Consider the following 17,006-nt stretch of genomic DNA (forward strand, 5'->3'; position numbering starts at 1 on the left):
TTCACCTGGGAGACGCATATGGAATCGGTCACATCATGCCCCATGCGCAACATGACCGATAGCGCGCCCCATGATCATCTGTCGGTCTTATTGAGCAATTCGCCAAGGATCGGACCGATTTCGGCGAAGGCCCGGGCGCTTGTCATTTGGTCGTGCACCACGCCGGTCGGCCGGTCGATGATCTCGCCATCAACATAAGGTGCCCACTTCGCCGCGTCGTGGCCGAGCGCGCTGAAGTACTCAAGGCGACCCTTGAACCGGTCCGGGGTGTGCTCGGCGATCAGCTCGGCCGACCGCACCGCGCTGCGGTAAATCCGTCGCACCCGTTCGGGCGTGAGCACCGCCATGTTGGCCGGAATGATGGCGTGGAGGGCGGCGAGCGCGTCGTCGCTGAGTTCGCGCAGTCCGCCCGTTGGCAGGGCCGCGCCCAGGTCGACGCCCAGTTCGGCAAGTGCGTCACGCAACGCCGAGTGGAAATCGGGCACATCGGTGTCGGGGTGGGAGTCGAGCATCGCCAACAACGCGACCTCGTCGCCCGCCGCTTGCAGCCGCGTCGCGACCGCGTGCGCGAGCACACCGCCAAGCGACCAGCCCATCAGTCGATACGGACCTTCCGGCTGCACGGCCTTGATTTCGGTGACGTACCGCCCGGCCATCGCGGCGAGCGTGCCCGGCAGGTAACCGGCCTCGCTCAGCGCGGGCGATTGCAGTCCGAAAATGGGCCGCTTGCTCGGCACATACTGTGCGATTCCGGCGTAGCACCAGGAAAGCCCGTAGGCCGGGTGCAGGCAAAACAGCGGGTCAGCGGCCTGTTCGCCATGCGGGACACGGTTGCGGATGGGCAGGACGATGTTGAGCGCGTCGTCGGATTCAAGGTCGTAGTCGGCAGCGCCTGCCTGGGTCACGTCGATGCGTTCGGCGAGCGCGGCGACGGTAGCGTCGGTGAAGAACCACTGCACCCGAACGTGGACGCCAACGCGCATGCGAAGGCGGGCAATGGCTTTCGTCGTGACGAGCGAATTGCCGCCGAGTTCGAAGAAGTCGTCGTCGAGGCCAACCTTGCCGACGCCGAGCACTTCGGCGAAGACCTCGGCGACCGCTCGCTGCACGGCCGTCGTCGGCGGACGGTACGGGCGTGTTGCGAAGGCGGGCGAAGGCAGCGCGTGGCGGTCGAGCTTGCCGCTTGCGGTGAGTGGCAGGGCAGGCAGGACGACGAGCGCGCTCGGGGCCATGTACGCGGGCAGTTCCGTGCGCGCTTTCGCGAGAATGCCTGTCTCATCGACACTTTCGCTACTCGGAACCACGTAGCCAACTAGGCGGTCACCGCTCGGGCCGTGCACGAGGGTGACGGCGGCGGCGCACACGTCCGGGTGCGCGGTCAGTACCGCTTCGACTGCTGCGGGTTCGATGCGCTGGCCGCGCAGCCGGACCTGAAAACCGGTGCGGTCCAAGAACATTAAGGTGTTGCCGGTGAGCGCGACCAGGTCGCCGGTGCGATAGAGCCGGGTGCCACCCTTCGCCGCGACAAAGCGCTCAGCGGTGCGGGCGGGTGCGCCGAGGTAGCCGCGTGCGAGTTGAACGCCTTCGATATACAGCTCGCCCGCCGTGCCGGGCGGGACCGGGCGCAGGTGGCGGTCGAGGATGTGGACCCGCATGTTGGCGACTGGTTTGCCGATGGCGACAGTCACCTCGCCGGTGCCGCTTGCCGACGCTGCCGTGGCAACCGTCGTCTCCGCTGGGCCGTACCAGTTCACGAGTTCGCCGCTGTGCGACAGTCGGGCGGTTTTGCCACTAAGCGTCTCGCCTGCCGCGAAAACCCTTCGCAGCGAAGGGAACTCCCGTGTCGGATGTTCCGCGAAGAACGCGTCAAGCATGGACGGGACGAAGTGGATCACGGTAACGCCGTTGTCGTTGATCAGCCGACCCAGGTACGCCGGGTCCCGATGACCTCCCGGTTCCGCGATCACGACTGACGCGCCAGTCTGCAAGGGCCACAACAGTTCCCACGCTGCGATGTCGAACGCGACCGACGTCTTGTGCGCGACAACGTCGGTTCGACTCAGCGGATACGCCCGCTGCGCCCAACGGAACTGCGCGACGAGCTGCCGATGTGTGAGCATGACGCTCTTCGGCATCCCCGTCGAGCCGGAGGTGGGGATCACGTAGGCGAGGTTGTCGGGGGTCGCTGCGGCGAAGTCCGTCGCGGGGTCGCCCGCACAGGCAGCGAGGTCGACGACGGGCACGGCCGAGCCGGTGCTGAACCCGGTCGCGGCGGTAGTGAGCACGCAGACCGCACCGGCGGCGGCAAGCACACGTTCGGTGTGTTCGGCGGGCTGGTCGGGGTCGAGTGGGAGGTAGGCCGCACCGGTACGCAGGACCGCGTAGATCGCGATGGCGAGGTCGATGCCGCGTTGAATGGCAACGGCGACAAGGGCTTCGGGTACTGCGCCGTGTTCGACGAGCCCGGCCGCGACGGTGCGAACGCGGGCGTCGAACTCAGCGTAGGTGAGGGTGGTTGCGCCGCTAGTTGGCGCGAAGGAGTCGACGCCGGCGCCCGACGTGGCACCGGGGACGCTTACCGGGTGGGTGCGGGTTTTGCCGTCAACGAACGCGATCGCGTCCGGTGTGCGCGCGACCTGGGCGTCGAACAGCGTCAATAACGTTGCGCCGCCGAGCAGTTCGGGGGCGCCTGTGGCGTTGAACGACGCGAGACTCGCACGTTCCTCAGCGAGGAGCACGTCGATCGCGCCGATCGGTGTGGTCGGTGCGGCGACGAAGCGGGCAAGCAGCATCGAAAGACGTTGGGCGACAGCATTAGCCGCGTCTTCGTCGAACACGTCGCGCAGGTACTGCACCGAAACGCGCAGTTGACCGTCGGTGGTCACCCGAACCGTGAGCGGGTAATGCGTGGTGCTCACCGCGTCGTCGGTTTGCGACGCACCGAAGGCGACAAGCGAGTCGAAAAGGGGATCGATGCCCGCGATGTCCTGAATCTCGCCGAGACCGAGAACCTGGTGGTCGCGCAGCGCCACTTGCTCGGCGTGCAGGGTGGTGAGCAGGTCAGCGACGCTGTCACCAAGGCGAACGCGCACCCGAACCGGGACGGTGTTGAGGAACAGCCCGACCATGCGGTCAGCGCCCGGCAGTGCGGCGGGACGCCCGGAGACAGTCGCGCCGAAGACTACGTCGTCGCGGTCAACGAGACGCGCGATCAGCACGCCCCACGCCGCGTTGACGACCGTGTTCACCGTGACGCCAAGCCCATCAGCAAGCGCGATGAGCGCTGCGGTGTCGTCGGTCGACAGCTCGAAGCCGACTTCCCCTGTGCCAGCCACTATTTCGCGCCCAAGATCAACGGGCGCGAGCGGTGTCGGCTCGGTAAGCCCAGCTAGCGCACCCCGCCATGCCTGTCGCGCCGCATCAAGATCCTGTGCGGCGAGCCATTCGAGGTAGTCGCGGTAGGGCGCGGGTTTGGGCATGCGCCGAGTGCGGCCGTTGAGCCCGTGCGCGGCAAGCAGATCCTGTCCAAGCAGCGCCAGCGACCGCTCATCAAGCACAATCCGATGGCTCGTGACCAGCAGACGCGCTGCCGTTGGCGTGCATACCAGCGTGAACCGCACCAGCGGCGCGACGGCCATGTCGAAGTGGGTGGCGAGGTCGGTTTCGCGGATCTTCGCGAAGTCCGAGTCATCCGCCTCGACGGTCCGCCACGGCAGCTCAACGTCATCGACAACTACCTGCACGGGCGTGCCCGCCGTGTCGCTAGCGAACGCGACACGCAAATTGTCATGTCGCTCAACAACACTCGCGGCTGCGCGGCGCACCTGGTCGGGATCGACGCCAGGTTCGAGGTCGAGTACGGCCTGCGTGAGGTACGGGTCGACCGATGACTCCGCGAGCAGCGCGTGGAACAGCATCCCCGACTGCAACGGCGTCGCTGGCCACAGGTCGCTCAGCGACGGGTAGGTGCGCATGAGTCGGGTCAGCTCGCCCTGCGTCAGCCGAACGAGCGGGAAGTCCGAGGGCGTGAAACCGCCTGCGCCAGGGCGCAATCCGTGCTCCGCGAGGCCGCCCAGTGCGCGAATCCAGCCTTCGGCGAAGTGGCGAACCGCGTCGCCAGTGAGCGCCGATGTCGCGTAGTCGAAGCGCGCGTGTAATCCGTCGTCGGTGGCGTCGACGGTGATGACGAGCACGAGGTCGTCGGTGAGCGCGTCGGTGTGGACCTTCGCGGGCCGCAGATCGCGGAAGCGCACCGCGAAACGGCCACGGTCGAGGGTGCGCACACCGTCCGAATGTTGTTGGCGCAGTAGGCCAAAGCCAGCTCCGCCCATCGGGACAGCACGTCGCGCTTCCTTGACCTGACCGAGCGCGGCACCCGCCGCCGGACCACCGACGAGCGCGTCCGCGACATCGATGCCGTCGAGCCGCAGCGCGAGCGGGTAGTCGGTGGTGAAGCCACCAACGACCGCACCCGACTCTTCGCCGCCGAAAACGCGCTGGTCAGCCCATAGTCGCGCGACGGTGCCGAGCGTGCGCGCGGTGCCAGCCTCGATCCCGCCGTGCAGGGCGAGCGCGGCGGCGGTGAGCAGCACTTCGTCGATGGTCGCGCGATAGGCCTCGGCGACGGCGGCGACGGCCGCACTGCCTTCGCCCGTGATGCTCAGCGAGACACGTCCGCGTTGCCGCAGGTCAGGGGCTTCGGCGGTGCGCGGCCTGACCGCGCGATGCCAGTACTGTCGCTCGGCCCGCGCCGCCGCCGAAGCGGGGTAGGCGGCGAGCCCGCGCACGAGTTCGTCCATGCCAGCGTCGGGGGTCGACGGCGCGGCGTGTCGCCCGCGACTCCACGTGGCGGCGAGTTGGTCGATGACGGCGCGTAGCGAAAGGTCGTCTAGGACAAGGGCATTGGCGACGACAACGAGTCGACTCCCCACCCGGTCGCCGAGCGTCGCGTCTGCGACGCCCTCGGCACCCGTCAGCAAGAAGTGGATATTGCGGCCTTCGTCGGGGTCAAGCGCGGCCGTTGCCGCGGCGACGATGTCGTCGATCGGCAGCGACGCCTCACCGTCGGCGGTGTCGAGGCGACGGAACGCGGTACCCGTCCGCTCCCCCTGCGACGGGATGCGCAGCACCGGCGTTTCGCCCGTTCGGTCCAGCCGCACCCACAGCATCGGGTGCTGTCGCATCACGGCAGCAGCCGCTTCAGCGACCGAGTCGGCCGAACAGTGCGCGGGCACGTCGAGCACTACCGCGCGCGGCGAAACCGCAGCTTGATCGGCGTCGAGCAGCGCGCTCGCCGTTGCGGTCAGCGGGATCAGTTGGGTTGGTTCGGCCTTGGTCGGCAGCTCAACCCGGTCCGCGAGCGCGCCGATCGTTGACGTGTCGAATAGGTCGCGCGGGCGTAGTCGCGCGCCGGACGCGGCCGCGCGCGCGACCACCTCAAGTGCGGTGACGCTATCGCCGCCGAGTGCGAAGAAATCGTCGTCGATGCCGACCTCATCGTGGCCGAGCACCGCGCCGACGACCCGCGCGACGATGCGCTCAGGCTCGGTTTGCGGGGCGCGATACGTGCGTGCGCTTGTCGGCTCGGGCAGGGCGAGCTTGCCTGCCGCGTTCACGGGAATCGCGTCGAGCACGATGATCGCGGTAGGCACCATGTAGTCGGGAAGTACGCGCGAAGCATGGGCGGTGAGGCTGGTCGCATCGACCGCATCGCCAACGACGTACGCGATGAGTGTCGAAGCGCCGCTGGCATTTTCGCGACTGACCGTGGTCACCCACGTGACGCCCGGTGCGGACGCGAGCGCCGTATCTACCTCGCCCAGTTCAACGCGCAGACCACGCACCTTGACCTGAAAATCGTTACGCCCCGCGAACTCCAGCGCGTCGCCGCGCCTGCGCACGAGGTCGCCGGTGCGGTACAACCGCTCCCCCGGCTCACCGAATGGATCGGCGAGGAAGCGGCCTGCCGTCAGCCCAGCGCTTCGGTGGTAGCCACGCGCGAGACCTGGTCCGCCCAAATACAATTCGCCAACAACGCCGGGCGCGACCGGACGCAAGCGCTGATCGAGCACCAGCGCGCGCATCCCGCGAATCGGTCCGCCCATCAGCACGGGCTCGCCGGGTAGCAGCGCATCGGACATCGTTGCCACGATGGTGGCTTCGGTCGGACCGTAGCTGTCGTGAATACGCCGGTTAGGCAACGTATTCCATCGCGCGGCCAGCTCGGCGGGGACATCTTCCCCGCCAATGCAGACCGCGCGGAGCCCTGGCACCCCGTTCGGGTCGAGCGTCGACAGCACCGCTGGCGTGAGGAAGGCGTGCGTCACCTGTTCGTCGCGGATGAGTCGGGCGAGTTCAGTGCCGCCGACCGAAGCCGCGGGTGCGACGACGAGCGTGCCTGTCGAACCGATCGCCAGCAGGAGTTCAATCAACGACGCGTCGAAGGGCGGCGATGCGAAAGCCAGTGGGCGAGAAGAACTGTCGAGCTTGAGTCGCGCTACCTGTTCGGCCTGGAGATTCACCAAACCTCGGTGCGAGACCAGCACGCCCTTGGGCATTCCCGTCGAACTGGAGGTATAGGTCAGGTACGCGGCATTGTCGGGACGCGGGGTGCCGAGCAGTTCGATTTCGCGCAGCGCGACGGTCGCGTGTCCGGCGACCTCGGCGGTGAAAACCGCGTTGTCGAGCGCGACCCAGCCAACGGTCCCGGGCAGTGTCGGCAGGTCAGCCAGTTCGGCGGTCATCGTGATGCCGAACGCGACACCCGAATCGTCGAGCATGTGGCTGATGCGTTCGGCCGGATAACCGGGGTCGATAGGCACGATGGTCGCGCCGGTACGGGCGATCGCCCACACCGCGAGCACCGATTCGACCGAACGCCGCATCGCGACCGCAACACCGACCTCCGGCCCAGCACCCCGCGTGACCAGGGCGCGAGCGAGTTGATTGGCCGCTTTGTTGAGGTCGGTGTAGGTGAAGTCGCGCCCGTCGCCGCGCACCGCGACGCCGGTCGGATTGGCGGAAACCGCCGCGTCCATGAGGTCAGCGAGGGTGCGCGCGGGTTCGGCGGGCGGGCCAGCGAGGGTTACTTGGGAGAGTTCGTCGGGCGACATGAGCTCGATGGCGCCCGCGCTGACGGTCGGGTCGGCGACGGCTTGGGTGAGAATGCGGATGAGCTGGTCCGCGAATCTCGCGACGGTTGGCTCATCGAATAGTTCTGTGGCGTAGGTGAATTCGCCATCGAGTTGCGACGAGTGCTCACGGATGGTGAGCGAGAGGTCGAGCCGCGTCGCTGCGGTACGCGCGTCGATGCTGGTGACTTCGAGTCCCGGCAGGGTGAAGCTCCGCGCTGCGGAGTTGTCGAACGCAAGCGCGACCTGGACGAGCGGGTGCGCGGATGACCTGGTTGGTGCGCCCGCGCTTGTGATCCGGTCGGACCTGGTTGGCGTATCGATGTGGTGCCCGGACCTGGTGGGTGCGGGTGCCTCGGCGTGCCGGTCGGACTGGGTTGGCGCGAGGCTGTCGGGGTGCCGGTCGGAGTCGGTCTGTGCGAACCCGTCGGCGGGGCGCTCAGACCTGGTCTGCGCGAGCCCGTCGACGCGCCGATCGGCCCCTGCGTGCGCGAACCCGTCGCTGCGCCGCCCAGACCTATCCGGTGCGAGCCCGTCGATGTGGCGGTCGGACCCGGTCTGTGCGAACCCGTCGGGGTGGCGCTCGGACCTCGTCTGCGCGAACATCTCGATGAGGCGCTCGAAGGGAATGTTTGCGTGGGCGAAGGCGGCCAGGTCGGTTTCGCGGATAGCGGCTAGTAGGTCGGCGAAGTGGGCGTCGGGGGTGACTCGGCTGCGCAGGACGAGGGTGTTGACGAACGGGCCGACAAGGTCGTCGAGTTCGCGGTGAGCGCGTCCTGCGACGGGGGTGCCGATGGGGATGTCGTCGGTGCCGGTGAGTCGGGCGAGCAGGACCGCTAGAGCCGTCTGGACGACCATGAACACGGTCGCGTTGTGCGTGCGGGCGAGGTCGGCGAGGCTTTCGCTTAAGGCAGTCTCGATCGTAAAGCGAACTGTCGCAGCACTATTCGATGCAACGCGCGGGCGCGGGCGGTCGAGCGGAAGTGGCAGCTCGGCGGGGAGGCCTGCGAGCTGGGTCGTCCAATAGTTCAGTTGCGTCTCGTCCGACGAATCTTGTTGCAGGACGGCATAGTCCGCGTATTGCAACGGCAGGTTGGTCCACGAGGGTGCGCGACGGGCAGCGCGAGCGGTGTATGCCTCAACCAAGTCGCGAACGAGCGGACCCATCGAGAAACTGTCGACACTGATGCGGTGGACGACGAGCACGAGCACGTGGTCTTCCTGGCTCAGCCGAAGCAGTTTGACGCGGACCGGCGGCGCAGCGGTGACGTCGAAACTCGTTGCGACAGTTCGGCGAATCTCCGCGCTCAACGCATCTTCGGCGACCTGGACCGCCGTCAGCGACGGTCGGGCTGGCGGGCGGATCGACTGCACCGTGCCCGAACCATCGTCGGGATAACAGGTGCGCAGGACTTCGTGTCGGGTGAACAGGTCGTCGATCGCGGCGGCGAGCGCGTCGGTGTCGAGCTGGCCTGTCAAGCGCAGCGCGAGGGGGACGTTATCGACCGTCGCGGTGGGGTCGATGCGATTGAGCAACCAGTTGCGTTGCTGGGCGGCGGTGAGCGGGAGTCGATCGGGGCGCGTCGGCGCTTGCAGCGGGGTTTGCGCGGGCTCGTCCAGATGCGAAACCCGGTGTGCGAGTTCAGCAACCGTCGGTGCTTCGAAAAGCAGGCGGACGCCGATGGGACGGTCAAGTGCGGTGCCGATCCGCGCGACCGCGCGGGTGGCGAGCATCGAATTGCCGCCGAGCGCGAAGAAGTCGTCGTCGGCACCGACGGTCTTCGCGCCTAGAACTTCCGCGAACACGTCGGCAACGAGCTGTTCGGTTGGCGTTTCGGGAGCGCGGAACGTGGCGGTCGCGAAGGTTGGTGCGGGGAGATCGGCGCGGTCGATGGTGCCGTTGACCGTGCGCGGAAGCGCGTCTACGACGACAAACGCGTCAGGGACGAGGTAGGCGGGCAGGGTCGTGCGGAGCGCGTCGCTGATCTTGGCGACGTCGACCGAGCCGACCAGGTAGGCGACCAGTCGGACGCCCGTGTGCGCGTCGGCGCGGGCGACGACGGCGGCCTGCTCAACGCCGGGGAGTGCGGTGAGTGCGGCTTCGACTTCGCCGGGTTCAACGCGAGCGCCATGAACGCTGACGCGGAAGTCGTTGCGGCCCAGGTACTTCAGGGTGCCGTCAGCGTCGCGTGAGCCGAGGTCACCGGTGCGATACATGCGCCCGGCCGGGTCGAAGGGGTCTGCGACAAACCGCTCAGCGGTGAGCGCGGCGCGGCGCAGGTATCCGCGCGCGAGTTGGACGCCCGCCAGGTATAGCTCGCCACGAATCCCGGGAGGCACCGGACGCAGGCGCTCATCGAGCACGTACACGCGGGAGTTCCACTCCGGCTTGCCAATTGGCGTGAACGTGCTGTCGTCGGGGGTGCAGCGGTGATCGGTAATCGAGACGACGGCTTCGGTTGGGCCGTAAAGGTTGTCGATGCGAGCATCGGGCAGGAGGGCGCGCAGCCTAGTCGCGAGCGCGGGGGTGAGGTCTTCCGCGAGCACGCGGGCAGGGGCGCCGCGTTGGGGGCGCGCGTTGTCCCAGACAGTGGCGAGCGCGTCGAGTAGCGACGGCACTGCGGCGAGCGTCGTGACGCCGGTTTCGGCGATGAGGGTCGCGAGGTAGGCGGGGTCACGGTGACCGTCAGGTCGGGCGATCACCGTGCGACCACCGCAGACGCTGCCGGACCAGAGTTCCCACGGCGAACGGTCGAAGGTCGCAGGCGTTTTGAGCAGGATCGCGTCGGTAGTGTCGGTGCCGAATTCCCCACGGAACCACTGCAATTGGTTCACGATCGCGGCGTGCGCGACCGCGACACCCTTCGGCCTGCCGGTCGAGCCGGAGGTGAAGAAGACGTACGCGGTGTTGTCTGGGCGGAGCGGTTTGCGCCGGTCGCGGTCGGTGATCGGGGCCGCGGATGCGCTGTTGAGCACGGGGTGGTCGACGCGCAGCAGCGGGGCCGCTTCGGTGCGGAAACCCTTGGTGAGCACGCAGATTGGGGCTGCGGTGTGCAGGAGGTAGTCGGTGCGCGCCGCAGGTTCGTCGGGGTCGATCGGGACGTACGCACCGCCCGCGCGGGCTACTGCCAGCATCGCGATGAGGAGGTCCGCGGAGCGCGGAAGCGCAACGGCCACAAGCGATTCAGGGCCAACGCCCATCGAGATGAGATGCCGGGCGAGGCGATTGGCCTTCGCATTGAATTCTGCGTAGGTGAGGTCAATGCGGCCGTCGGCGGTGTCTTCGACGATGGCGATCGCGTCGGGGTCCGCGTCTGCGGCAATGTCGGCGAGGGTGCCCGCGCTGGTGGTGAGGTCGGCGGCACCGGCGGTGACCTCGGTGAGCCGTTCAGCGTCGGTGCGGAGGTCGATGTCGCCGACGGGCCGGTTCGGCGCGGCGACAATGGCTTCGAGCAGGAGGCCGAAACGGGTTGCGAAGGTGGTGACCGTGCGTGCGTCGAACAGGTCGGTTGCGAAGGTGAGGAAGCCTTCGATGCCCTGCGGGCTGCCGTCGTCCGCGTAGGTGTCGGCGACGACGAGATGCAGGTCGAGGTGGGAAACGGCGAGGTCGGCTTGAACCGGGGTGATGGTGAGCCCGGGGAGTTCGCGCGCGGGTTGCGTGTCGCTTTGTAGTGAGAGGCCAACCTGGAAGAGGGGGTGGTGCGCGGTTGAGCGGGGTGGGTTGATGGTTTCGATGAGGTGGGCGAAGGGGATGTTGGCTTCTACGGCCCGCTGGTTCGATTTACATTGTGCACCAAGGAGATTGGTGAAGGTTGTGCCGCCGTCGTAAGTGGTGCGCAGGACGATGGGGTTTTCGAAGAGGCCGATGAGGTTTTGGAGTTCGCGATTGGCGCTCGCGCGGCCGGAGGTGTCCGCTGCGCTGGGAGTGCCGATGCGGCCGGAGCTATCTGGGTAGCGGAAAGTGCGTGCGGGGCCGAATGTATCCGCGCGGCCAGAGGTGTCGCTTGAAGTGTCGAGGGAGCTACCCGGGCGCGCGGAAGCGCCGACGTGACCGGTGGCGCCGAGGCGGTCGGAGCTGGAGGTGTGGTCGGCAGCATCATGGCTGCCGAGGCGGGCGGTAACGCCAGCGTGACCGGAAGAGTCTGCGAGGCCGGTGGGGTCGAGGCGGCCGGGGCGGGCGCTAGCGCCAGCATGACCGGAAGAGCCTGCGGGGCCGGTGGGGTCGAGGCGGCCGGGGCGGGCGCTAGCGCCAGCATGGTCCGAAGCGACGGGGCGACTGAGGAATTCGCGGCTGTCACGACCGGGGACGGAGGTGCCGACGGTGATGTCGTCGCTTCCGGAAAGGCGAGCGAGGAGGATCGCGAAGGCGGTGTGCAGGGTCGTGAACAGCGTTGCGTCGGCTTCGGTGGCGATGCGCGCGAGGGCGGCATGCGTGGCGGCGTTGATGCGCACGCCGACACGTCCGCCCGCGAGTGACGCGACGGGCGGGCGTGGTCGATCGGTGGGGAGTTCGATCGCTGCTGGGAGCTTGCTCGCCTGTTCGCGCCAGGACGAAAGCAGTTCGCGCGCAACTGGATCTGCTGCGAGGTCACGCCGTGAGCGAAGCGGTGGCGCACTTGCGCCGTCATCGCCATCGGAGACTGGGGCACCTGGCTGTGAATGGGCCGCAGCTCCATCCGGGAGCGCACGCGAATGCTCGCCAGACGACGCGCGTAGAAGATCCGCTTGTCCGAGCGCGTAGTCGGCGTACTGCAGCGGGAGATCGGCCCAGCCGGGCGCGTTTCCGGCGGTTCGGGCGGCGTAGGCGGTGGTGAGGTCGTGCAGCAGCGGCGCCATTGATGCTGCGTCGGCGGCGATGTGGTGAACGACGATCGCGAGGACGTATTCGCGACTTGTCGACGCTGCTTCGTCGCTCTCGGTCGTCTCTTCTACGTTGTCGCCGGGCGATGCGTCGGATTGGGCGTCGATCACCTCAATGAGCTGAACGCGAAGCGGAACGTCGGCCGTGACGTCGAAACCCGTCGTAGCGAGCGAAGTTACGTGCTCGAAGACCTCATGGTCGGCGGCACGATGCACCGAGACATCAAGGTTCACCTCGTCCGCCGGGAGAATCATCTGATGCGGGCCACTGGCACTGTCGGGGTAGATGGTCCGCAGGATTTCGTGCCGAGCGATCACGTCGCGCAAGGCGGCAGCGAGCGCGTCGGCATCGACGTCCCCGCTCAGCCGAAGAGCAAGCGGCCGGTTGTACGCGGCGGCCCTAGCGCTGTCTAACCCGAACCGATTGAGGAACCAAACGCGGCGTTGAGCGGGGGAAAGGGGAAGGTTCGCGGGCCGCGGAGGAACCGGGAAATGGGGTGCGCCCGCGACATCGTCGCTGGACGCAACCTCGACCTCATCTGGTGCCGCCGCGCTCTCGATTCTGGGGCCAGATCCCGCACCGGGCGCCGCGACTTGCGCACTCACATCAGCAAGGTTCGAAGCGGCTTGCACCCCCGCCGCTAACTCGCCAACAGCGGTGTCCGCGTTCCCGGTGGCACCAGCACCCGCCACGTCATCGTCGGCGTTCAAACGCAGCGGGTTGATGCCTACGCGGCCGACTCGCTCGCCTCCACCGGTAAGCCCGATCCTGCGCGGATCACTGCCCGCCGTCGGATGGTCAGCGACGTCGACTGCCTTAGTCCCCTGAGCCGCAGTGAGATTCGCACTATCCGGCTCACCCGATACCGACGCGACCGGTTCGTCCTGCGGCGCGGCAGTCGCCGTATCAACGAGCCCACTTGGCGTAGCCGCCGGGAGTTCGGTAGCCTCCGTCACCCCTGCCCGCGACTCACAGCCAGGCGCGGATATCAGGGCATCGCCTACGACGCGGTCTTGCTTAACAAGGTCCTGCATAACGCGTTGCGGCAGAGCGGCATTGGTGGATGCCACCTCACCCAATTCTGACGTGTCTGGTTCGCCCTGCGGCGCGACAACCGCCGCATCGGCGGGTCCCGTTGGCGTTACGGCCGGGAGCTCACGAGCCGCCGTCAGCCCTGCACGTGACTCACGGTCGTCCGCAGGGTTCGGTGCGTCACCTGCCGCATCGGCCTCGTTAGCGCCTTGCGCGGGAAGCACTTTGATTGCGCCCTGCTCGCCCGACCCCGGCGCGACTGGCTCGCCCAGCGGCGCGGCTTTCGCCAGATTGCCTCGTTCAGTTGGCGTTACGTGCGCGAGTCCGGGAGCCTCCGTAAGTCCGGCTCGCAACTCACGGCCGGGCGTCACATTTGGGTCGTCACCTGCAACGTCGGCTGCCTTAATTTGCAGTGGCACAGCAACTCTGGTCGAGGCCGGCTCACCCGTCACTGGCCCGGAGGAAGCGACTTGCAGTGCGGGCGTCGCCAGCTCGGGCAACTCAGTTAGCTCGGCTGGCTCCTTCGACGCGGGGAGTGCCGCGGTCGGATTGGGGCCAGGCACGAGTGTGGCCGGGGTATCGATACGCGCGACCTCGGGGGCGTCGGCGTCGGAAATCAGTTCAATGGTCGGAGAGGGCGTGGGCGAGCTGCCGATTGTGGTCGGCGGCGCAACCTCTTCGCGCTCAATGGCGGGAAGGGGGACCAGGTCCGCAACCGACGTCGTCGGGTCGCTCGTCGCGCCCGCGAGTACGCCCATGAACTGGGCGGTCAGGTTCTCGATCGAAGGGGCGTCGAAAAGGGGCGTCGCGTACGTGATCGACGCGGGCATCGGGTCGCCAAGCGAAGCCGGTTCGACCGTTAGGTGCAGGTCGAAGCGTGCGGGCTTCGTGACGAAGTCGACGGGGGTCACTTCTAAGCCGGGCAGTCGTAGGGTCGGCAAAGCGACGGGTTCAAACGACAACGCGACCTGGCACAGGCAGGTGCGCTCCGGCGCGACCAGCTCCATCACGCGCTCAAAAGGCAAGTCGGCGTTGGCGAATGCGGCGAGGTCGGTGCGGCGGATGTCGGTGAGTACGTCGGCGAAACTCGCGTGGCCGTCGATGCGCGTGCGCAGTACGACTGTGTTGGCGACAGGGCCGACCAGGTCATCGAGACCCGCGTCGCGACCGGTGACGAAGGTGCCGATCACCACGTCGTCAGTCGCGGCCAACTGGCTTAGCAGCACCGCGAGCGCGGCGTGCATGACCATGAACTCCGACGCGTCGGACTGCACGGCGAGCTTGGCGACGCCGGCGCGCAACGGTGCCGGAATGCTGAACGCGAACTCCGCCCCTGTGCCGGTGGAAGCGTCCGGGCGATCGGTTGCCAGGTCAAGCAGTGCGGGCAGGTCAGCAAGCTCGGCGGTCCAATACGAAGCTTGTTGAGCGGCAACCGAATTCGGCTCATCCTCAGACCCGAGCGAAGCGGCGTGCCGCAGCAGGTGATCGGCGTACTGCGCGGGCAACGGTCGCAGCATCGGCCGCGACCGGTTGCGTCGCGCCAGGTACGCGCCGACAAGGTCGCGCAGCAGCGGCGCGACCGACGCCCCGTCAGCGGCGATGCGATGCACCGCGATCGCGAGCACGTGATCAGTCGGGCTCAGCGTGGCAAGTGCGACCCGCAACGGCACCTCTTCGGCAACGTTGAACCCGGTGGCGGCGAACTCGGCCAACCAAAGCGGCACGTCGTCTTCGTCGAGGTCATCGAGGAAAACATCGGGCGCGGCATCGGCGAGCACCACCTGATGCGCAACCCCGTCACCGCCGACCGGGTAGTGGGTCCGCAGCGATTCATGGCGAGCGACGAGGTCGGCGACCGCCGCATGCAGTGCGCGCGGATCGAATGACCCGCGCAGACGCAGCGCGAACGGAATGATTTCCGCGTCGCCCTCAAGGTCGCCCTGATTGAGCGCCCACAAGCGTTGCTGGGCAGCGGAAAGTGGAATGACAGAAGGCCGTTCGCGCGGACTTGTAGCGTCGAATGAGCGAGGGGCACTGGGAGATTCAGGCAGAGCTCCGCCGGCAATGTCGGGGCGCTCACTCACGATCGACTCGGGAGCAGTCACCACCGACTCGGGAAAATCGGCGGTCCGACTCGCCACCTCAGGCACGTCGCCGAGTTCACGCGAACCGAGAGTGGATGACGCGCCGACCCGGCCCTCGCCCGGCTCGGCGTCGTCCGATCGAGCCGAACTGATGTGGTCGGCCAGCGAGGACACTCCCCCGATTCCGCGCGACTCAAGCGACCCGGCCGGTCCGCGCACGCCGAACTCAGCTAAATCGGCGGCCGAATCGGAGACTACCGCCGAATCGTCCACGCCGGACGCGGACGAATCGGCATGCGCAGCGATAGGTAGTCCGGGCGCGACGGCAAGCTCACGCGTGGTCGGCGCAGGTGAATCGGCAACCACCCGTGCGAACCGGTCGGGTGCGGCAGGAAGCTCATGCACGTCTAACTCAGGAGAGAATCCTGTTACAGCAGGAGCGGACTCGCCTCCATCAACGCTCAATGCCGCCGCATCAGCAACCGTCACCTCGACCAGTTCCGGAACCGCAGTCAGGCGGCGCACCGAATCCGCGTGATCGGGGACCGGCAGCTCACGCGAGTGGACCTCCGGCGCGTCCGTGAGTTCACGGCGCTCCACAGGCCCAACGCCCATTTCCACAGGCTCAACTCCGGGAGCAGCGAAAGAAACAGCAGAAGCGCTCTCCCCCACCAGTTCCAGCGCGCCATCCACCCGTCGCACCAGTTCGCCCGTGCGGTACATCCGCCCAGCACCAAACGGATCAGCAACGAAACAGGCGGCGGTCAACGCACTTTCAAACCGATAACTCCGCGCAACCCCCGGCCCCCCGACGTACAGCTCACCAACCGCCCCATCCGGCACCCGCGCGAGTCGCTCATCAAGCACGTACTCGACCACATCGGCAAGCGGCGCACCAACATTCACCTCACCGCCAGCCATCAGCGCCGCGCTGATGTTGGCGACAACCGTCACTTCCGTCGACCCATAACAACGGTGGAAACGGCGCGTCGTCCCGTCCGGCAGCGGTCTCGCCCAGTCCGCGACCAACTCGGGCGCACAGTCGCCGGTCGCGACAACCTCAAGCGTCTCAAGCCCGGTCGGGTCCAGCGACGCCAACACGGCCGGGGTCGCGAACAGGTGTGTTACCGACGCGGCGCGAATCACCTCGCCCAGCGCAGCCCCGCCAAGCACAGCGTTCGGCGCGAGCACCAACGTCGACGCCGCGCTCACCGCCATCAACAGCTCAAGCGTCACCGCGTCCGCAGCGGGTCGCGCGAAAACCAGGACACGAGAACGAGATTCGAGCGCGAGTCGCACCCGCTGCTCCGCGCAGAGCGCGGCGAGACCAGCATGCGTCACAACAACACCCGCCGACCCTGCCGGATAAACCACGTACGCGGGGTGCTGCAGGCGAAGCGGCCGAACACGGTCGGCGTAGGTAACCGGGTCGCTCGACTGCGCCCCAAACGCGGCCCGCAGTTCCAGATCGTCAAGGTAGCGCCACCCAACAACATTGGGCAGCGCATCAGCATAGGACGACAGCGAAAGTCCAAGCACCGCACCGGAATCCGCGACGACAGCGGCATCGTGCGGGTCAACCGGCAAATAGGCGGCACCGGCCTTGGCGACGGCCCAGATCGCGATAATCGCATCAGGCGAACGCGGAAGCGCAACGGCGACAACATCTTCGGGACCGACACCGTCGGCGATAAGCAGGCGAGCAAGTTGGTTGCTGCGCGCGTCGAGCGCGGCGTAGGTCAACGACCCGCTCGGCCACGCGAGCGCGATGCCGCCCGGATTGGACTCAACCGCGACGGCGAGCAGCTGCGGCAGTGTTCTACCGCGCTGACGACCCCGGGTTCCGCCCGACCGAATCCCGTTGGTCGCCCCAGCCCGTCGCTGCACCACTTGTCGCCA

The 17,006-nt window shown here is 67.6% G+C and carries 1 protein-coding gene; it reads right to left on the reverse strand.

The window, feature by feature from the left end; all coding sequences use genetic code 11:
* Nucleotides 1-74 precede the first annotated feature (74 nt).
* Complete coding sequence (locus IEX78_RS24310; RefSeq protein WP_229684046.1) at nucleotides 75-16,997, reverse strand: non-ribosomal peptide synthetase; 16,923 nt, start codon at nucleotides 16,995-16,997, stop codon at nucleotides 75-77.
* Nucleotides 16,998-17,006 lie beyond the last annotated feature (9 nt).

Origin of the sequence: Nocardia camponoti, from assembly GCF_014646135.1 — a bacterium.
Classification (GTDB): domain Bacteria; phylum Actinomycetota; class Actinomycetes; order Mycobacteriales; family Mycobacteriaceae; genus Nocardia; species Nocardia camponoti.